Annotated in this window: 19 protein-coding genes; 13 read left to right on the top strand and 6 right to left on the bottom strand. The window is 63.7% G+C overall.

Features of this window, described 5'->3' with window-relative positions:
- Positions 1 to 6: 6 nt before the first annotated feature.
- Positions 7 to 654: a response regulator gene (locus tag AB1281_RS09665; protein WP_430345730.1), complete on the bottom strand. Its 648-nt coding sequence runs from the start codon at positions 652 to 654 to the stop codon at positions 7 to 9.
- On the bottom strand, positions 654 to 776 hold the full coding sequence (locus AB1281_RS09660) for a hypothetical protein (protein ID WP_430345729.1): 123 nt from the start codon (positions 774 to 776) through the stop codon (positions 654 to 656). Before AB1281_RS09660 ends, AB1281_RS09665 begins: the two co-directional genes overlap by 1 nt.
- A gap of 48 nt (positions 777 to 824) precedes the next feature.
- On the opposite strand from AB1281_RS09660, the gene AB1281_RS09655 reads away from it, so the two are divergent.
- The 13 genes from AB1281_RS09655 to AB1281_RS09595 all read left to right on the top strand — a co-directional run bounded on the left by AB1281_RS09655 (position 825) and on the right by AB1281_RS09595 (position 13,438).
- Positions 825 to 1,409: a LuxR C-terminal-related transcriptional regulator gene (locus AB1281_RS09655; RefSeq protein ID WP_430346988.1), complete on the top strand. Its 585-nt coding sequence runs from the start codon at positions 825 to 827 to the stop codon at positions 1,407 to 1,409.
- A gap of 25 nt (positions 1,410 to 1,434) precedes the next feature.
- A complete protein-coding gene (locus AB1281_RS09650; protein ID WP_430345728.1) occupies positions 1,435 to 1,722 on the top strand; it encodes a hypothetical protein in 288 nt (95 codons plus the stop codon).
- An 87-nt stretch (positions 1,723 to 1,809) separates the two neighbouring features.
- Complete coding sequence (locus tag AB1281_RS09645; RefSeq protein WP_430345727.1) at positions 1,810 to 2,775, top strand: hypothetical protein; 966 nt, start codon at positions 1,810 to 1,812, stop codon at positions 2,773 to 2,775.
- 185 nt (positions 2,776 to 2,960) lie between these two features.
- Positions 2,961 to 3,881 carry a hypothetical protein gene (locus tag AB1281_RS09640; protein ID WP_430345726.1) on the top strand — a complete coding sequence of 307 codons (921 nt, stop codon included), beginning with the start codon at positions 2,961 to 2,963 and terminating at the stop codon, positions 3,879 to 3,881.
- Between the two features lie 70 nt (positions 3,882 to 3,951).
- A complete protein-coding gene (locus AB1281_RS09635) occupies positions 3,952 to 4,635 on the top strand; it encodes an outer membrane protein (RefSeq protein ID WP_430345725.1) in 684 nt (227 codons plus the stop codon).
- A 165-nt stretch (positions 4,636 to 4,800) separates the two neighbouring features.
- On the top strand, positions 4,801 to 5,364 hold the full coding sequence (locus tag AB1281_RS09630) for a hypothetical protein (RefSeq protein WP_430345724.1): 564 nt from the start codon (positions 4,801 to 4,803) through the stop codon (positions 5,362 to 5,364).
- 51 nt (positions 5,365 to 5,415) lie between these two features.
- Positions 5,416 to 6,162, top strand: a complete 747-nt coding sequence (locus AB1281_RS09625) for a fimbrial biogenesis chaperone (RefSeq protein WP_430345723.1) — start codon at positions 5,416 to 5,418, stop codon at positions 6,160 to 6,162.
- A gap of 84 nt (positions 6,163 to 6,246) precedes the next feature.
- Positions 6,247 to 8,850 (top strand): fimbria/pilus outer membrane usher protein, encoded by a 2,604-nt coding sequence (locus AB1281_RS09620; RefSeq protein WP_430345722.1) that lies wholly within the window; start codon positions 6,247 to 6,249, stop codon positions 8,848 to 8,850.
- 28 nt (positions 8,851 to 8,878) lie between these two features.
- Positions 8,879 to 9,880 carry a fimbrial protein gene (locus AB1281_RS09615; protein WP_430345721.1) on the top strand — a complete coding sequence of 334 codons (1,002 nt, stop codon included), beginning with the start codon at positions 8,879 to 8,881 and terminating at the stop codon, positions 9,878 to 9,880.
- Between the two features lie 83 nt (positions 9,881 to 9,963).
- Positions 9,964 to 10,746 (top strand): fimbrial biogenesis chaperone, encoded by a 783-nt coding sequence (locus AB1281_RS09610; protein ID WP_430345720.1) that lies wholly within the window; start codon positions 9,964 to 9,966, stop codon positions 10,744 to 10,746.
- A 72-nt stretch (positions 10,747 to 10,818) separates the two neighbouring features.
- Positions 10,819 to 11,832: a fimbrial protein gene (locus AB1281_RS09605; protein WP_430345719.1), complete on the top strand. Its 1,014-nt coding sequence runs from the start codon at positions 10,819 to 10,821 to the stop codon at positions 11,830 to 11,832.
- Positions 11,833 to 11,981: 149 nt separating this feature from the next.
- On the top strand, positions 11,982 to 12,572 hold the full coding sequence (locus AB1281_RS09600; RefSeq protein WP_430344947.1) for an outer membrane beta-barrel protein: 591 nt from the start codon (positions 11,982 to 11,984) through the stop codon (positions 12,570 to 12,572).
- Between the two features lie 500 nt (positions 12,573 to 13,072).
- Positions 13,073 to 13,438, top strand: a complete 366-nt coding sequence (locus AB1281_RS09595; protein ID WP_430344948.1) for a hypothetical protein — start codon at positions 13,073 to 13,075, stop codon at positions 13,436 to 13,438.
- Positions 13,439 to 13,537: 99 nt separating this feature from the next.
- On the opposite strand, the gene AB1281_RS09590 is transcribed toward AB1281_RS09595, so the two are convergent.
- The 4 genes from AB1281_RS09590 to AB1281_RS09575 all read right to left on the bottom strand — a co-directional run bounded on the left by AB1281_RS09590 (position 13,538) and on the right by AB1281_RS09575 (position 18,107).
- A complete protein-coding gene (locus AB1281_RS09590; RefSeq protein ID WP_430344949.1) occupies positions 13,538 to 14,404 on the bottom strand; it encodes a hypothetical protein in 867 nt (288 codons plus the stop codon).
- Between the two features lie 95 nt (positions 14,405 to 14,499).
- Entirely contained in the window at positions 14,500 to 16,665 is a 2,166-nt protein-coding gene (locus AB1281_RS09585; protein WP_430345718.1) for a peptidase domain-containing ABC transporter, read from the bottom strand.
- Positions 16,662 to 17,906, bottom strand: coding sequence for an HlyD family secretion protein (locus AB1281_RS09580; protein ID WP_430344952.1), 1,245 nt, complete (start codon positions 17,904 to 17,906; stop codon positions 16,662 to 16,664). The genes AB1281_RS09585 and AB1281_RS09580 overlap by 4 nt, the downstream gene beginning before the upstream one ends.
- 63 nt (positions 17,907 to 17,969) lie before the next feature.
- Complete coding sequence (locus tag AB1281_RS09575) at positions 17,970 to 18,107, bottom strand: hypothetical protein (RefSeq protein ID WP_430344953.1); 138 nt, start codon at positions 18,105 to 18,107, stop codon at positions 17,970 to 17,972.
- Positions 18,108 to 18,288 lie beyond the last annotated feature (181 nt).

The raw sequence follows: 18,288 nt of genomic DNA, 5'->3' as shown, positions 1-18,288 counted from the left end.
TCAGTGCTACGGATTGCCGCTCTTCAGTCCCAGGTCGGCGGCAAACGAGAACAGCTCGGCATCGCGCTCGATGCCCAGCTTGCGCATCGCGTTGACCTTCTGCGTGCTGACGGTCTGCTTCTTGCGGTCCAGGCGTGCAGCGATCTCGGTGATGCTCAGGCCTTCCAGGAACAGCCGCACCACCTCCACTTCCTTCGGCGACAGCGCCGTGACCCGGCGCTGCTCCTTGCGCCGCAACAGCTCCACCACCGCAGGCGAGTGGTAACGGCGATGCGCATAGACCGCCATCACCGCCGCCTGCACCTGCGAGAGATCATCGGCCTTGCTGACGATGCCGGCCACCCCGCTGGCATCCAGCTTGTGGATCAGGCCCGGCTGGTCCAGCCCGGTCATGACCACAACGCGCAGGGCAGGGAAGTGGTGCGCAAGGTAGCCCAGCAGTTCCAGGCCGTCGCCAAAGGCGCCGCCAGGCATCGCGTAATCGGTCACCAGTACATCGCAGGGCGCGCGCTCAAGCAGGGCGACCAGCTCTGTGGAGTCGGCCACCGCACCAATGCACTGGATCGCCGGCGCTTCATCCAGCGCACTACGAACGCCCAGGCGGATCACCGGATGATCGTCGGCAAGGGCAACGCGAATGGCCAGCGAGTTCATCAAGGCAGGGTTCCGATGGAAGCAGGAAACAACGGAGTGCCGGCAACCGGCAGCAAAAGAACAGTGAAGAACCGCAAGGACATCATGTCATGAATATCCGCATTGTCATCGCTGATGACCACCCCGTCATTCTTGCAGGAGTGCGTGAATCGCTGGCCTAGGAGCCTGGCATCGAAATCGTCGCCACTGCCAGCGATTCTACGGCATTGGTCGAGGCCCTGAGCAAGCACGCAGTGGATGTGGTGGTGACCGACTTCTCGATGCCGGGTGGCGAGTATGGCGACGGGGTAGCAATGCTGGGGTTCCTGCGCCGGCGCTTTCCCAAGCTGCCCCTGGTGGTGCTGACCAGCATCTCTGGCGTGCAGGTGTTGGCCAGCATCGGCAAGGCCGGCGTGGACTGCATCGTCGGCAAGCTGGACCCCGCGGCAGATCTGGCACTGGCCATCCGCGCGGCGTTCCGGCGCGACGGTTTCCTGTCTGCCAGCATCGTGCAGCAACTGGAGCAGCTGCAGGAGGTCGCGCTGACCAAGCGCGAGATTGAAGTGCTGCGCATGATCGCCCACGGCATGACCCAGAAGGAGATTGCCGAGCAGCTCAAGCGCAGCCGGCAGACGGTCAGTACGCAGAAGCACTCGGCCATGCGCAAGCTGGGGTTGAAGCGCACCAGTGAAATCTTCGATTACGCGCTTGATCAGGGCATGGTGTCTGCTTCGCAGGTGGCGCGTGGCCTGCCCGAAGGCAGCGAAGATGGATGAGTGCTCTGCAACCGGACATCGTCCGATGGAATCGCAGGATGAGGGCGATAGGGTGGAAGCATCGATTGCCGACCTGCGTGGAGTCGCCGTGCCCCCTCTACTTGATGCCCGCATTGCATCGCTGATGTGGAGCTTCGCCCAGCTGACCCCGCATGGGCAGAAGCGCTTCATGGAACTGCTCAACGATTACCTGTACGCCTCGCCGGTGCAACGCCGGCAGATGCGCGGTGAGTGGGAGACCCGGCTGGCCGAACCGTGTGCCTGCGACCATGAGTTGGAGCAACCCTGGCTGCAGGCTCGAAAGAAGGCCTGACCCCGGGAAAATAGAACAGGTCAGACAGCTTCAGCGAAGGTGATCGGGCAACGTGAGCGCGCTGGAAGCACCCAGCGCCATCCCGCGTTGAATGCAACCGGCATTCCCTTCAATGGAGTTGTGAGAATGAAGAACCTGCGTCGTGTTCCCTTGGCAGTCGCCCTGCTGGTTGGCCTGTGCCCGATGGCTGCCATCGCTGCCGAAGCCCGTCTGAGCCCAAACACCAATGGCGGCAGTGGTGCGATGCCGTCCGGCTACACCGATCTGTACTTTGACCTTGCCGATGGCGACTGGACGGACCAGCTGGCACTACCGGCCAATCCGCGGCCGGGCGATATGGTGCTGTTGACCTCGCATGCAACCGCGCCCGCACGCTTGGATGCGGCAAACACGGCCTTCTCCGACCTGGAGTATCTGTCGGTCGATCCGGGTACCCACGTGGCATTCTTCTGGGATACCGCAGCGCAGGGTTGGATTGCGCTGGATGGCCGCTCCGCACGCCTGCTGCAACCCGCGCATGGCGAGCGTGAAATCATCGTTCCTCAATCGGGGCATGCCATTACCCAGCTGCATGACAACGGCTGGGGATACACGGCGGTCAGGTTGCCGGTGCAGGCGCCGGGTGGCGCGCAGCTGTCCATCAGTGGCAGCCAGCGTAGTGACATCCAGGTTCGGCACAATGGTGACGCAATGAGCTGTCCCGCAGCGATGGCATGCGCGTACGTGTTTGATGCAAGCGAACGCCGCTGGCGTGCGCGCAGCGGCCGCACTGAGATCACCACGGCGCATGTCGACCTGCCTGCGCCGACGCATCGCTGGACCACCCTTGTGGTGGGAAGCGCCTCCGAGGACATGCACACGCCGTCGGAACTGCGTCTGCCAGCGGCAGGCGTCGATGGTGACATCTACCAGGTGAGTAATTCGTCCGGCGACCACTTCGCCTACATCCTCACCGACAACACGACGCTGTTCGAGGCCGCGCCGGTGAGCAGCGGGCCGCATACCTTCCGCTTCGATGCATCCCGAAGCACGTGGGTCGAGCAGCCGAAGTAACCGGCTGTTGCAGCGTGCATGGCGCGGCAGGCTTGCGGCCGCGCCATGCACGCGCCATGAAGATGGCGTGAAATTTCGGACGAGTCAGACAGATTGAAAGAGACAAGCCCGGCATCGTGACCGGGCCGGAGAGTGCCGGTGCGTTGAGCACGGCACCCCGGCGTTCCTTCAAACGAGCTGACTACATGAAGACCACCCATCGCAATTCGCTGCTGGCCGCCCTGCTGGTGTGCCTGGCCCCGGCTGCTGCATCGGCCACCGAAGCCCACCTCACCCCGAACAGCAATGGCGGCAGTGGCGCCATGCCCTCCGGCTACAGCAAGCTGCACTTTTCGCTGGCCAATGGCGATTGGACCGGCGACCTGACGCTGCCGCAGAGCCCGCGCCAGGGCGACGTGGTGGAACTGAGTTCCAGCGCCACCATGGCCGCCAATCTGGACATGGCCAGCACCACCCACGGTGATCTGCTGAACGATCTGCCGGTGACCGCCCAGACCAACATCCAGCTGCGCTGGAGCGCGGCCCGCAACCATTGGTTCGTGCTGGGTGGCACGTCCGCACGCCGGGTGACGCTGTCGCAGCAGGGCGAAGCGACGGTGCCGATGTCCGAGCACGCCATCACCGATGTCTTCACAACCTCGTCCAAGGCGATTGCCCGGGTCAACCTGCCGGAATGGGCGCCGGATATGGCCCAGCTGGCCTTCGTCAACTCGCAGCCGCACACCGTCGAGCTGCGCAGTGCCGGCAAGGGCATGAGCTGCGCCACCGAGCAGGTGTGCGCATTCCTGTTCAACGACAACGATGGCGCATGGCATGCCCGCGCTGCATATGCGCGCTTCCAGCCGATCGAAGTGCAGCTGCCGGAGCCGTCCGCTCGCATCATGGACGTTGTGGTGGGAAGCGTGAGCGAAGACGTGACCACGCCGAGCGTGCTGCGCCTGCCGACCGGCGCCCTCGAAGGTGACCTCTATACGCTGAGCAATCCCTCGGGCGATCACTTCACCCGCCTGGCCCCGGACAACAGCAACCTGAGCGGCTACATCAAGCTGCCGCGCAACGGCATCACCTTGCGTTACGACGCGGCTACCCGCACCTGGCGCCGCTGAGGCCAGCTGGCCTGCTTGCTACGGGCGGTACTGACGCCCGTAGCATCTCCCATAAGAACGAGAGTTCCCGATGAAGCACATGATTCCTGCCTTGATGGCAGCCGCCACCTGCTGCGTATCCTTCGCCGCTGAAGCCGCAAGCAACGATGGCCACTACGTCGCCGCCCGTGTGATCAGTGCCGATCACCACGCCCGCAACATGGATGCCAGCGCCCGCCCGGGCATCGGCCGCTTTGTGGCCGGCGACGAGCGCCAGCGGTTCGTGACCGGCAGCGTTGGCTTCGGCTACGCGCATGCCAATGGCTGGCGTACCGAAGGTGAGTACGTTGCGCGTCGCAGCGACACCTACACCAGTGGCTCCAGCCTGTTCGCCACCAGCTTCAACCACCATGACGTCAGCTCGCAGCGGCTGATGCTCAATGCCTACCGCGACCTGACCCTGGCCCAGGGCTGGACCGTGTACGGCACGGCCGGTGCCGGCCTGGCACGCATCACCTCGGCCGGTTGGCAGGGCAATGAGAGCCGCCGTTATGACAGCGCCACCCGTACTGGCCTGGCGTGGTCGCTGGGCGCGGGCGTGTCCTATGCCGCCAGCGATCGGCTGACCGTGGACCTGGGCTACCGCTATGTGGATATGGGTCGTACCGAAAGCGGCTGGAACAGCTTCGGCAACGCCCGTGGCCTGCAGGACGAAAAGATGCAGCTGGACCTGGTGTCCAGCGAGATCACCTTGGGCGCCCGCTGGGCGTTCTGAACCGAACTCCGCGATCTGACAAAGGTTGTCGTTTTTAGTCGTTGTCCTATGCCTGCGCCATCGCGGTCTCCGTAGCATTTCCTCTCGAAGGGAATGCCCTTCGCTCAAGCCCACCAACGCGCGGCTTGAACGCAAAACACCAACCCTAAACAGGAATTCAACAACATGAACAAGCTTGCAATTGCTCTGTCCGCCGCGCTGTCGCTGGGCGCTGCTGCTTCGGCCTCGGCCTCGACCGGCACCATCAACTTCGTAGGCCAGATCGCCGCAGACACCTGCACCGTCGACATCGGTGGTGGTGGTGCAACGACCACCATCACGCTGACTCCGATTACCGCTGAAGCCCTGAAGGAAGACGCGCAAGCCGGCAGCCAGCGCTTCCATGTCGTTCTCGCTGCTGGCTCTGGCGCCACTGACAAGTGCGATGGCGACACCACCAATCTGATCGTCCGCAAGACGGGCATCAATGCCGACGGCAACATCATCAACACTCATTCCGATGGCTCCGGTGACGGCAGCGACCCGGCATCGAACGTGGTGGTCCAGCTGTACCGCAAGAATGGTGGTTCCGAGACCGCAGTGAATCTGCAGACCGACCGGCTGGAGGCATCGAAGGTCGACGACAAGGTCGACTACGAGTTTGTCGCGCGCTACCTGGTGGCTGGGGGTGGCGATGCCACCGGCGGCAAGTACACCGGCCAGCTGGTGTTCGACGTTATCAACCACTAATCACCCTGCCGGAGCGCCCTGGCGCTCCGGCCATTTCAGGAGGATGTGCACATGATGCGCCCAATGCGATCCGCTCTATTCTGCTGCGTGGCCGCCTCGACTCTGATGGTGGCAGCACCCGTCGATGCCCGCCTGGTAGTGGATGGCAATCGTGTGATCTATACACACGACAGCAAGGAGGTGTCGGTGCGCGTCAAGAACCACTCGGAAGTCGCCTCCTTGGCGCAGGTCTGGATCGATGAATTCGACGCTGATGGGGGCCCTGATGTCTCGAAGGCGCCGTTCGTTGCAATGCCGCCGCTGATGCGCATCGATGGTGGCAAGAAGCAGCTGATCCGCATCCGCTACACGGGTGGCGACCTGCCGCAGGATCGCGAAAGCGTGTTCTGGCTGAATGTTCTCGATACTCCGGCTGTCAACCCGGCCGCTTCTTCTGCGCAGATCCAGATTGCGGTTCGCAATCGCTTCAAGCTCTTCTACCGCCCGGAGGCCCTGAAGAACCAGAATGCCACGGGCGTCATCAGCAAGCTGCAGTGGTCGCTGGTACAACAGGGCGGGCGCTGGACGTTGAATGGCCGCAACGACAGTCCGTTCCACGCGAATGCCGTCAAGGCAACCTTGCTGGTGGATGGGCGCGGCGTCGACCTTCCGGGTGTCGGCATGATCGCGCCGTTCAGCACCCAGGAGTTCGCGCTTCCGGGTCTTTCTGGCAGCCCTGGGAACGCCGAGGTCCGTCTGAAGTTTGTTACCGAATATGGCTCGCCCAGCGAGTACACCGCGCCGGCAATGATTCCGTAAGCCGACAAGCGCTCCACTCCTGAATTTTCCTGTGTGGCTCTGACGTGCCTCGTGCATGAAGGGCAACGCCGTGCCCATGACTGGATGATTGCCATGAACCGTCAGCGTTTGCATCACAATTCGAACCGACGAGCCCTGGTATCGGCGGTGCTGGCATCGTTGATGCCCATGGCGGCGCTCGCCGCACCCAATGTCGAGTTCAACTCTGACTTCCTGTTTGGTTCTGCAGGTTCCCAGGTGGATCTGAGTCGCTTCGAGCAGGGCGGCCTGCTGCCTGGAGCCTACAACGCCGATATCTTGATCAACGGTGCCGTTGTCGGTCGCCGTGATGTGGTGGCACGCGCCGACGAGCAGGGTGAGGTTCGTCTCTGCTTGGGGCCGGATGTGTTTGAGCTGATGGGCCTGAACGAGGATCGCCTGGAAGTGTCGCGGGCGTCGGGCGACAAGGGCAATGAAGAGCTGCAACCGCTGCCCAGCGGAGAGACCTGTGAGCCGGTGTCGCGCTTCGTGCCGGGTGCGAGCAGTGACTTCGACGTGGGTGAAATGTCACTGTCCGTCAGCATTCCCCAGGCCTATCTAGCACGCAATCCGCGCGGCTGGGTCGATCCGGCACAGTGGGAGGCGGGCATCACGGCTGCCACGCTGAACTACAGCGTCAACCACAGCCGGCAGCGCAATCAGGACCGTGAGTACAACCGGACCAGCGCAACGCTGGACGCAGGTATCAATCTGGGTGAATGGCGCATGCGCCACACCGGCTACCTGCAGCACACCGACGCAGACGGAACCCGCTACAGCGCTGGCACCACCCAGCTCCGTCGCAATCTGCCCTCGATGGGCGCACAGCTGACGCTGGGCGATGCCTCCACCGCGGGCGACATGCTGGCACCTGTGAACTACCGCGGCGTAAGCCTGCAGACAGATCCACGTATGCTGCCTGATTCGCAGCGCGAGTATGCGCCGGTTGTGCGCGGCGTGGCGCAGACCAATGCACGGGTCACCATCCGCCAGCGCGAGCAGGTGCTCCACGAATCCATGGTCGCGCCGGGTCCGTTCGTAATCGACGACTTCCATGCGATCGGTTCCAGTGGCGACATTGAGGTCGAGATCACCGAAGCTGACGGCCGGGTTGAACGCTTCACAATTCCCTATACCGCCATGCCGGAACTGCTGCGCCCCGGGCAGAGCCGCTACAGCATCACCGCCGGTGAGCTGCTTGACGATACGTGGTCGGAAAAGCCGCGCTTCGTCGAGGCGACGCTTCGCCGAGGCCTCAGCAATCAGATCACCGGCTATGCCGGCGTCACCGCTGCCGAGGGCTACACTGCGGCCGTGATGGGTGCGGCATGGAATACGCCCATTGGTGCAATCTCGGGGGATGTAACCCTGAGTGACGCGCGGCTGCCTGGCACCGACCAGCTCGCGTCCGAGCGTCGCCGGGGGCAGTCCTATCGCCTCGCATTCAACAAGGCGCTGTTCTCCAACAGCACCAACATCACCATGGCGGCCTATCGCTATTCGACCAGCGACTTCCTGACCCTGGGCGATGCCATGCGCCTGGGCTCCCAGCTGAAGGCGGGCGAGGGCAGCGGGGGGCTGGTGCGGCAGCGCAGCCGCGTGGACCTTACAGTGAACCAGCAGCTGGGCGAGCGCTGGGGCACGCTGTACTTCAATGGTGGCAGCACGGACTTCTGGGGTGACAGCCGCCGGCAGACCAGTTTTTCGTTGAGCTACAGCAACAGGCTGGGCCCCGGCAGCGTGACCTTTACGGCGCGCCGCACTCTGGAGTCGTCGCTGTTCGGTGATGGCCCCAGCCAGTCCAGCAACAGCGTCTATCTGGGTTACAGCATGCCGTTGGGCAAGGCACCTGCCTCGCCGCGGCTGGATGCAGGCCTGAATCGTGAAAGCAGCGGTGCCAACGGCCAGCGATTGGGCGTGTCTGGTGCCCTGGGCTCGAGCAACCTGGGCGGCTATAACGGCTACGTCAACCGTGACACGCAGCGCACCAGTACGGGGGCCGGTGCCTACTACCAGTTCCCCTCGGTGCAGGTGACCGGTGCGTTCAACCAGTCCGGAACTTCGCGCCAGCTGTCGGTCGGTGCCTCGGGCGGGTTGATGCTGCATCGCGATGGCATGACGTTGTCGCAGCGTCTGGGTGAAACCGTCGGGCTGGTGCATATCCCCGGTGCCAAGGGGGTTTCAGTCGGGCATATGAACGGCATCAGGACGAACAGCCGCGGCTTCGCGGTGGTGCCCCACATGAGTCCGTTCCGTCGAAATGAAGTGAATGTGGACCCGACCGGCTTGCCGATGGACATCGAGCTTGGGGCGGCGTCGGTGACCGCCATTCCCAATGCCGGCGCAATCGTAAGGATGGTGGTGCCGACCGAGCAGGGCCGCAATGCGTTGATCGAAGCGTTGTTGCCTGATGGGGCGCCGCTGCCATTCGGCAACGATGTGACCATCGCGGACGGTAGCGTGGTCGGTGTGGTGGGCCAGGGTAGCCGGTTGTGGGTGCGTGGCATCGATGAGCAGGGTGAACTGTTCGTGCGCTTCGGCCAGCAGCCGGATCAGCGATGCCGCATTTCCTACAGCCTGGCCGGCACCGAGGCGGGCGAACTTCTGTCCAGTCGCTGCGTGAGCCTGCCATCGCTGGCGGTGACAGCGGCGCAAGCAAGTGAACACTAATCCATCCTGGTTTTCTGGAGCAACAGCTATGAAACTGCTCAAATATGCCATGGTCATCGCAGGAATCGGGGCGTCGTCAAGTGCGTTGGCGCGCTGCGATATATGGGCCACTTCATATGCGTCACCCGCCGTGGTGGTGGTCGCCAACGCGGCGGAGCGAGGTGAGGCGTTGGGCGCCTGGCATCAGCTTAGTGACGGTTACGCTGGAGGTTGTGCACCCAGCAGTTCAGGTGAGCACTTCATCTACGAAACCAAGCTGGTCGAGGCGTTCTCCTACGCAGAAGGGGGGCGCACCTACAGCGTCTATCTCACGGGTGTTCCTGGCGTGGGTGTCATCTTCGGCGTCGAGCCAACAACGGATTCCACGTATCGCGCTTATCATGAGATCCGCACCGGTGTGCCCAAGAGGCAGAGCGGAATGAGCGGCACGGCCGGCGACAACGATTATCTGGATCAAACGCTCTTCTTCAGGTTCGTCAAGATCGGCGATACGGTGCCTGGAACGTATGCAACAACAGCAATGTCCGTATTCGATTACTCCATCATCAACTCCAACACGGGGGCGACAGTGAAGACGGTGGACGCGAAGTTCCAGTCACTGTCTGTGATCGTGGATCATCGTCCGCTGTGCCACGTGCAGTCCAAGACCGTGCACATGGGGGTGGCCTACATCGACGAACTCAGCCGGGTGGATGCGACCGGCCGCGAGGTGGACTTCACCGTGGAGATGAACTGTGAAGTTGACGCGGGTCGTGTGGACTACTATCTGGAAGAGATCAGCCCCGCACTGGATCGCAGGCGAGGCATCATATCCACCGAAGGCGAGGCAGTAGGCTTTGGCTTGCAGCTGCTTGATGCGGCCACGCGTCCAATAGAGATCGGGAAGGCCTATCCGTTCGGTTCCAGTGAGGGGGCCGGGGTACGCAGCCTGGGCTTCAAGGCACGCTACATCCGCACAGAGAAAGAAGATGGCCTGCTGCAGGCTGGCCGGGCGGACGCACAGATCCGCTATCGGGTCGATTATCCTTGAGCCCGTCCGGCGGCATGCCGAGGCCCTGGCAGGCCCGTTCATGATGACCATTGGGTGATCCGAAACTGACTGGAGTGTCACTGATGCAGGTTCTTGAGAGAGGAGTGACCCTGCTCTGCGCCCCTGGAGGCGTTCTGCGGCAGGTCTGCGTTGTATTGCTCAGCCTGCTGTTGGGGGCGGCTCTTCCGGCCCAGGCGCAGGTGAGCATTCCCGGTACGCGCGTGGTGTTCCCCGCGGAAAGGGCCGAGGTGGTGGTGCCTGTAAAGAACCGGGGCGAAACCCCGGTGCTTGTGCAGGCCTGGGTTGCCGACGGCGACGCTGACCAGCCGCCCGAGGAATCGAAGGCACCTTTTGTGCTGGCGCCGCCCATGATCAGGCTGGATGCAGGCCGGGACGCGTTCGTTCGTGTACGCCAAGTCAGCGCCGCCGCGCCTTCCGATCGCCGCGAGCATCTCTATTGGCTGAACATTCTTGCGATTCCACCGCGCGCGAAGAGCGGCGAAAACAACCTGGAGCTGGCGGTCCGCAGCCGCTACAAGGTTCTGTTTCGTCCGGCGGCATTGCCACCACCACCGGTTGATCGCATGGAAGGAGTGACAGTTTCCAAGCGCAATGACGGCGGCAACGCATTCCTGGTCTTCACAAACCGCACGGCCTATCACTTGAATCTTGGAAGGGTGGCCATTGTCCAGGGTGATGCGGAAATCGAGCTCGACAACCCTTTTGCGCCTCCATTTGGCGAGGCGGTAATCGCGCTGCCGCCCACTACCGCGGGCAGCACGATGGAGGTGCGTTTCAGCTGGTTGGACGATGAAGGCAGGCTGCATCCGGTCACCTGGAGGCCTGGAGCGGGACTTCAGCAGTAAGGTCGGGCTTGCTGCCCTTGCAGGGACGTGGGAGAGTGCGGTCATATTCCGCAGAGAGCCGGGGAAGCACAGATGCACGATATCGACAAGGTCGCTGCGTGCATTTCACGGACGCTCCTGGCGATCGTCCTGCTGGCCTCCCCCTGGCTCGCGCGAGGCGCCTGTTTCCGCGATGCGTATGGCTATTCCGAGTTCCAGGCCGCGTCCGGCGTCCGGCTTGCGGTAAGGGGAGTACCTGTCGGCGACGCGCTGTCCCCCTGGCTGGACACGGGCCGAATCTACTCGCCTGTCTCTGATCTTGTCTGCAACTCTGCACCCGATGATATCGAGTTCGGCCTGGAGGGCGCTGCCGGGCCTGTCTCCACGTACACCGAAGCCGGGATCAGCTATGGCGTCTATGCCACCAATGCAGCCGGCGTCGGTGTCGTGGTGCGGGCCAGTCCAATTTCCCACTCGGGCAAGGGCGGGGGCTTCAGCGCCGCGCATCGCCAGATCCTCATCAGTGGTACTGGAGTCACTGGCAATCTTCTGACAGTGGTCCAGCTCAAGTTCATCCGGACCGGCGAGACCGTTGCGGGTGGGGAGCTGCGGCGCTTCCAGATCGGGCGCTTCTACGCGCGGCATAGTGGCATCCAGTTTGCCTATAAGCCTGCATACATCGCTGCAGTGGCGTTCGACGTAATGGATGAACCCTCTTGCCGTGTGATCACCAGAATGGTCTCCATGGGGTACGTCACGCGTGATCGCTTTGCCGGGCCTGGAACTGTGCTGGACGCTGTTCCCTATTCGGTGGACCTCGACTGTGAGGCGGGAGTGGGGCAGGTGGACTATCAGATCAGTCCCGGCTCGCCGGTGGTCGACGAGAAGCTGGGAATCGCCGAGGTGACGGGTGGTGCTTCAGGAGTGGGCATCCAGTTCCTGGACGACAAGGAGTCTCCATTGGCGTTCTACCGGAACCATGAGTTTGGGGATATGAGCACGGGAAGGAGCAGCCGACTGTTCCATGCGCGTTATCGGCAGGTGGGTCCGGAGGTCACGGCCGGCGGGGCAAATGCAAGCCTGACGTTCGTGTTCAGCTACCCGTAGTAACTGCATGGCCCCAAATGATCTGTATTGCTCCACTGAATGATGGTGGAAGTTGCATGGATGATTGTTGATCTTTTGTCGTTGTCCTATATCGCCGGCGTTGGTTGCGGAGGAGCCTGAGGCTTCCACCAACGCAGGAAACCGGCTCCATGTTCAACAAGAAGACAGCTGCTCCCCTTCTCGCTGCACTGGCATTCGCTGCGGCCCCCATTGCCAGCCAAGCCGCAGACCGCGAAGGTATCTACGCCTTCGGCGGCATCGGTGCCACCGGCATCGAGGGCGAGCTTTCCACGAAAGAGAAATCCACCAAGCAGAACGACACGGTCTCCAGCCTTCAATTGGGTGCCGGGTATCGCTGGAACCGGCACCTGGCGGTGGAGGTTGAGGCGCATTCGACGATGGGTAAGGCAGATCTGCTCGAACTCGGCCGGGCAAGCAGCTACGGAGTGAGAGGTTCGTTGCTGGGCATCCTGCCGCTGGGCAACCGCTTCGAGCTGGTGGGCAAGGTGTATGTGGGCAACGAGCGCGGCCACTGGCGCGGGGGCAGCGCGAACCCGTACCGGGTCAAGACGAGTGAAGCCCGCCTGGGTCTGGGGCTTGGCGCGCGCTATTGGTTCAATGACGCCATGGCCGTGAGGCTGGATGCGGACGCGTTGAGCGACAGCAGCTTCCGTGTAGGCGCCAACCGTGGCGAACTGGACGTCAGTTCGATCACCTTGGGCCTTCAGTACCAGTTCTAGGGCGAAGGTGGTTGGTGACGTGCCGTGGTTGAACCGGCATGCTGTCGTGGCTGGCATGCTCTGCCCAGACGGATTGCGCCCGTTCGGGAACGGTGGATGGGCCCGGTGTCAACGGCGGGGAGGCGGTGTTGAACGCTGAAAACATGGCGTGTTCGCCGATTCGGCTGTGTGCGACAATGCCGCCCGCTGCATGATGTCTCTGTCTGTGCTGCTGCGGCGCTTGGTGTTTGTCGCGCAACTGTGTACATGATGGGGTGCCGCCGAATAAGGGCGGCCGGGTGTGGAAACCCGTTTGGTCGAGTGATGTAAGCGCTTGCCAGCCGGCGTCGCCTTGTGTGGCGCCGGCTGGCAAGCCGTTCGCGTTCCATGGCGGGCGGTGCGTGGGGTGTGCGCAAGCACATCCACCGGTCACGATTACTCGACCACCGGTTTCCACACACGCACCGTCCGCCGCCATTGTTAAGTGCGGCGGTCCCGTATGCCTTGCACGGAGACCTACCATGAACGCAACGGATATCCCCCAGCTGCGCGCCCAGTATGCCCCGGCCAATGCCGACGAAGGCGAGGCCGCAAAGCCTGATCCCAATAGCTTGATTGCCCTGCTGCACCAGATTGGCCTGGGTGCGGCGGCCGATGGGCAGCCTTGGCCGGAACGCCATCAACTGCCGGGCCGATGCTTGGCGCTGGCCGATGCCGACGGGGCATTGGCCGGCCTGCGAATAGTTCAGGAGATTCTGCTGGCGGCCGAGCGCGCCCGGCAGAATGGCGGCCCGGAGCATTACGTGGGCGACCGGGTGATGGAGGGCTTGAAGCTGGCCGCGTTGGCGTTGACCAACCAGGCCATTTATCGCCTGCACCCGGAATGAGATGGAAGGCCGAGGTTCAGTAGATCCACGCCATGCGTGGATGCCTTCGGCGGATCAACATGGAGGCAGCCAGGCATGGCCTGGCTCTACCGTTGGATATCAGGTATCCAATGGCCGCGCGTCTTTGTACACGCGCAGGTAGCTATCGAGCCGATCCAGCAGGAACCAGTTGGCCGGGTCGCTCTGGATATGTGCACTGGCGGCGTCCAACAGTGCCTGCGTACTGCCAGGTTGCTTCAGGTCTTCTGCATGATGCAGCAGCGTCAGCTGCCCGCCACTATCGGGCTCCATCAACGCGCCGGCCAGCAGTACGGGGCTTCCGGCCGTGGCAGCCAGTTGCAGCGGTGCCAACGCCATGTGGGCGTCGCGCCCCAGCAACCGGCAGCGCACGGGATCAGCGAAGCGCTGCTGGCCAATCGCCGCGGGCATGTCGATGAAGGCGATCACGGTTGTTCCGCTGCGTAGGCGGCGCAGCATCGTCAGTGCCAGATTCGGGGTGGCGGGATGGACGACCTCGATGGAATGCCCGAACTGCTCCAGGCTCTTCAGCGCCCGGTGCATGGGGTCGCCCTCGGTGCAAAGGGCGGGGACCAGGAAGCGGGTAGGGCGGTCGTGCAGCTCCACTACGCGGGCAACGGCCAGCCGGTATTCGCCGGTATGCAGCAGCGCGATCATCCTGGCGGGTGAGCTGGCCCGCCATAGCTGCTGGGGATCGCTCACCGTCATTGCATGGATGCGCTGGCGCCATGCCGAAGGATCGCGGATTTCGTAGCGGCGGAACCGCGCGTTGCGTAGCAGCTCCAGCGCAACATGACGGGCCGCTTCGGCGCGGGCAGCTGCTGGGGTTGCTCCCAACGCCTGCAGATGACATTCGGCGGCACGGGAGCGGGTGGAGCCCAGGGTGGGCAGGCCACGCAGGCCCCACTGTGCGAGGCAGTTGATCAGCCGATCCTGCCGGTCGCTCAACGTGCCGGCCGCTGCGGCGGTGCCATGCCAGAGCAGCTGAGCGCCTAGAAGGCCTACGATCTGCCGCAGTTGCCAGGCAGCAGATCCGGCTGCGCTCATGCCGTGCTCCCGCAGGCGAGCTCTGCGGCCAACGGATGCAATTTGCCGCCGCGCATCGCAAAGCGACGATCACAGGCGGCAACCAGGGCAGCGTCATGGCTGGCGACCAGGCAGGTCACCCGCAGGTTAACCAGCGCCTGGATGACCGTATCGCGTGCGTCGGCATCAAGGTGGGCGGTGGGTTCGTCCAGGATCAGCAGGTCCGGTTGCAGGTACAGGGCGCGGGCGATCAACAGGCGCTGGCGCTGGCCGCTGGACAGCTCCACCCCGCCGAAGCCGAGCTGGGTGCTGTAGCCGCTGGGCAGGGCCAATGCGGCCTCCTTCAGGCCGGCCTGTTCCAGCGCCGCCTGCAGGCGATGCTCGTCCCGCACCGGGCAGTCGGCATAGATGTTGTCCATCAGGGTGGTTGGCATGATTTCATCACGGTCACCCACCAGGGCAATGCGGCGGCGGAACTGGTCCAGCCCGAAGCGTTGCAGTGGCACGCCGTTGACCAGCACCTGGCCGCTGTCCAGCGTGTGGAAGCCCGCCACGACTTTCAACAGCGTGCTCTTGCCACAGCCGGAAGGACCGGAGATAACGGTCTTGCTGCCAGCCGGAATCTCCAGCTCCAGCTCGCTGAAGGTGGGCGTGTCGAAGCTGCCATAGCGGTGTTCTGCATGGGCCACGCACAGGTCGCGCACCGGCTCGTCACCTGCTGCCGCGCTGGAGCGGTACACCGCGTCGCTGGGCAGCTCGGGCAGTTCGTCGACGATATCCGAGGTGCGTGCCAGCTCCACCTTGGCGATGCGCAGGCCGGCGTAGCGCTCCATCATGCGCTGGGTGCAGCCCATGAACATGTCCTTGTAGAGCACGAACGAGAACAGATCGCCGATGCTGTTGTCGCCTTCCAGCACAGCCAACGCACCCAGCGCGCTGATCACCAGCGAGTTGGCGTGGGAGATGGCTTCATGGGCGGTGCCACTCATTGCCTGGATACGGTCCACGCGTGCGCGCGTTCGCTGCACCTCGGCCTGCTGATTGGCCCACTCGGCCAGACGAACACCTTCCTGGCCGCGCAGCTTGACCGTCTCGATGGCGGTGATTGCCCGCAACAGCGTGTGATTACGTGCGGTTTCCGCGTCGATGGATTGCTGCTGGGCCTTGGCCATGGCCGGCAGGCTGATGGCGCGCAGGCCAAAGAACAGCAGGCTCAGGCCCACCGCAACACCGGCCAGCTTGACGTTGATCAGGCCGATCAGCACCAGGAACACCACGGCGAACAGGCCGTCGATGGCGATATCGAACCAGCCCCGCGTATAGGCGGTGAAGGCGAGGTCGGTGGATTCCAGCCGGCGCAGGATGTCCACCGGCCGCCGCCGCTCGAAGTAGCGGGTGGGCAGGCGCAGCAAGCGTGCGGCCAGGCCAACCGATAGATCGGTGTTCACCGAGACGCGCAGCTGCTCATCCACCAGCGTGCGCAGCCATGAGGCCGCCACGCTGACCGCGAACAACAGGCCGAAGATGTAGAGCAACAGGTACAGCAGGTCCTTGTCATTCTTGACAACGACCTCGTCGATCACCAGCGAGAACAGCTTGGGTGAGGCGATCGCGACCAGTTGCACCAGAATGGCCAGCGCGGCCAGCATGCCCAGATGGTGCAGCAGGCGCGGGTTGGTGGACAGCACGCTCTGCATCGACAGCGGGGAGGGCGTTCCACGTGCGGGCTCGACCTGGAACGTGGCAGTGGGAATCAGTTCCAGCGCAGCGCCGCTGAACAGGCTCATGGCCTCGGCCCACCGGTAGTGGCGGCGGCCAACGGCGGGGTCGATGATGTCCAGGCCACGAGAGCTGACCCTTTCCACCACTACAAAGTGGCGCTGCTCCCAGAACAGAATTGCGGGCAGGCGCAGTTCGCGGACATCCTGCAGCGACAGCTGCAACGGCCGACCGGCAAAGCCAAGCTCTTCGCCCACGCGCAGCGCCTGGAACAGCGACATGCCATCGCGCGAGACCCGGTAGCGCTGGCGCAGCTGCTGCAGGCTGACATGCTTGCCATGGTGCGCGGCGATCATCGCCAGGCAGGCCAGGCCGCATTCCGAGACCTCGCCCTGCAGTACCGGCGTGATGTGTTGGCGGCCCAGCAGGCGGCTGAGGAAGGAGGGGGTAGCGATGCGGGTCATGGTTGCTCGGCCGGCAGAAGGACGTCCCCGCTGTTGCGGGTCCAGCCACGGATGACAGGGAGGAAGAGCCATTCGAGCAGGTTGACGTCCTGCAACCGGACCGAGCCCTGCAGGTCCATGCCGTCCTTCAACCACTCGCGGCGGATGCGCACGATGGGCGCGTCCAGATCGAGCGCCACATCGGCGAGGAAGGTAGAGGCGTCCTGTTGGTCGGGCAGGCCTGGAATGGCCAGTGTCCCGGAGGTCAGGCGCAGCACCTTGCCCGGTACCAGGCCGTAGCGTTCATAAGGAAATGCATCGATGCGGACATTGACGGTGTCCCCCTCGCGAATGAGGCCGGCAGTGCGTTGCGGCAGGCGTAGGCGCGCCAGATGCGGGCCCGCTTCCTGCCCGGTGCGGATCAGGGCCAGCGGCTGGCCCGTGGTGAGGTTGTCGCCGGCGGCGTGTGCCAGCATGTCGACCACGCCAGCGGTGGGAGCGAACACGGTATAGCCGCGCTCGCGCTGCTGCGCGTGGATGCGGTCCTGCACGTCGGCCTGCTGCAGCGAAAGCGCGTTGAGGCGCGAAGTCAGATCTTCCTCGGCGCGTTTGCGGTCCAGCTGCAGCTGGGTCTGGCGCTGGCGCCCAGCCAGCAGCGACGCCTGCATGTTGGCGTGCTCGGCCCGCAGCTGCTGCTTGCGGGCGATGGCGTCTTCCAACTCCAGCTGGGTGACGTAGCGCTGCTCGGCCAGCTTCTCGTAGCGCTGGTGGGCAGATTCAGCCAACTGCATGCGTGCATCGATGGCTTCTACAGCCGCAGCAATGGCGCGCAGTTCCTGTTCCACCTGCTGCAGCTGTTGCTGGATGCTGCGCAGGCGCAGCTGGTGGATCTCCCGTGCCTGCAGCGCTTCCTGCTGCACACCTGTCTGGACGCTTTTCAGCGTTTGCAAGCCAAGCGCGCCTACACTCTGGCCACGTTCGGTGATCGAGTCCTGCTCGGGAATCGTGACGTGCGCGATGGGTTGGCCAGCGACCACCGGGTCACCGACCTGCACCAGCAGCTGGTCCAGCACACCTGGGCGCTCAATGCCGATACGGGTGATGTTACCCAGGGCGATATGGCCACGGACCTCCTCGGTGCGCGCGTAGCGTCCGTGCAGCAGAATGGCCAGTGCTGTGACTGCTACGGCAACCGTGGCCCAGGCCAGCACAAAGGTAGACAGGCCGCCACGCGGCAGCACCTGCCCGAGTTTCTCGATCATCGTGTGTACTCATGCAGAGCGAGGCGGCAGAGCCGCCTCGCAGGTGGTGCGGATATCAGGCGATCAGCACCACTTCCACGGACGCCATTCCCACTTGATCAGGGCAACGGCGCCGTAGATGGCCAGGCCACCACAGAAGATCACTGCAACGCCACCCCCACCACGGACGGACTGGGCCTGTGCTTCAGACAGGGTCTGCATGTTGTTTCTCTCTCAGCAAAACCGTCGGTTCGACGGCGCCGAAGAGCGTCGATGAATGCGCGCATGCCAACAATCTGACAAGTACGAATGGGCGAAGATCACACCGGAGTTTTTGTAGAGTCGAGCCATGCTCGACTCATCGGGGCAATCGGAGTCGAGCATGGCTCGACTCTACAGGTCT

Source organism: Stenotrophomonas sp. NRRL B-14846 (genome assembly GCF_050473585.1).
In the GTDB taxonomy this organism is placed as follows: Bacteria; Pseudomonadota; Gammaproteobacteria; order Xanthomonadales; family Xanthomonadaceae; genus Stenotrophomonas.
The sequence above is the reverse complement of the archived record's forward strand: the minus strand, read 5'-3'. Positions and strand labels throughout refer to the sequence as shown.

Bases quoted from the DNA above. Each gene is read 5' to 3' on its own strand.
- AB1281_RS09585 (WP_430345718.1), bottom strand. From the start codon at position 16,665: ATGACCCGCATCGCTACCCCCTCCTTCCTCAGCCGCCTGCTGGGCCGC.
- AB1281_RS09575 (WP_430344953.1), bottom strand. From the start codon at position 18,107: ATGCAGACCCTGTCTGAAGCACAGGCCCAGTCCGTCCGTGGTGGGGGT.
- AB1281_RS09665 (WP_430345730.1), bottom strand. From the start codon at position 654: ATGAACTCGCTGGCCATTCGCGTTGCCCTTGCCGACGATCATCCGGTG.
- AB1281_RS09580 (WP_430344952.1), bottom strand. From the start codon at position 17,906: ATGATCGAGAAACTCGGGCAGGTGCTGCCGCGTGGCGGCCTGTCTACC.
- AB1281_RS09630 (WP_430345724.1), top strand. From the start codon at position 4,801: ATGAACAAGCTTGCAATTGCTCTGTCCGCCGCGCTGTCGCTGGGCGCT.
- AB1281_RS09610 (WP_430345720.1), top strand. From the start codon at position 9,964: ATGCAGGTTCTTGAGAGAGGAGTGACCCTGCTCTGCGCCCCTGGAGGC.
- AB1281_RS09625 (WP_430345723.1), top strand. From the start codon at position 5,416: ATGATGCGCCCAATGCGATCCGCTCTATTCTGCTGCGTGGCCGCCTCG.
- AB1281_RS09595 (WP_430344948.1), top strand. From the start codon at position 13,073: ATGAACGCAACGGATATCCCCCAGCTGCGCGCCCAGTATGCCCCGGCC.
- AB1281_RS09650 (WP_430345728.1), top strand. From the start codon at position 1,435: ATGGAATCGCAGGATGAGGGCGATAGGGTGGAAGCATCGATTGCCGAC.
- AB1281_RS09620 (WP_430345722.1), top strand. From the start codon at position 6,247: ATGATTGCCATGAACCGTCAGCGTTTGCATCACAATTCGAACCGACGA.
- AB1281_RS09605 (WP_430345719.1), top strand. From the start codon at position 10,819: ATGCACGATATCGACAAGGTCGCTGCGTGCATTTCACGGACGCTCCTG.
- AB1281_RS09635 (WP_430345725.1), top strand. From the start codon at position 3,952: ATGAAGCACATGATTCCTGCCTTGATGGCAGCCGCCACCTGCTGCGTA.
- AB1281_RS09640 (WP_430345726.1), top strand. From the start codon at position 2,961: ATGAAGACCACCCATCGCAATTCGCTGCTGGCCGCCCTGCTGGTGTGC.
- AB1281_RS09615 (WP_430345721.1), top strand. From the start codon at position 8,879: ATGAAACTGCTCAAATATGCCATGGTCATCGCAGGAATCGGGGCGTCG.
- AB1281_RS09600 (WP_430344947.1), top strand. From the start codon at position 11,982: ATGTTCAACAAGAAGACAGCTGCTCCCCTTCTCGCTGCACTGGCATTC.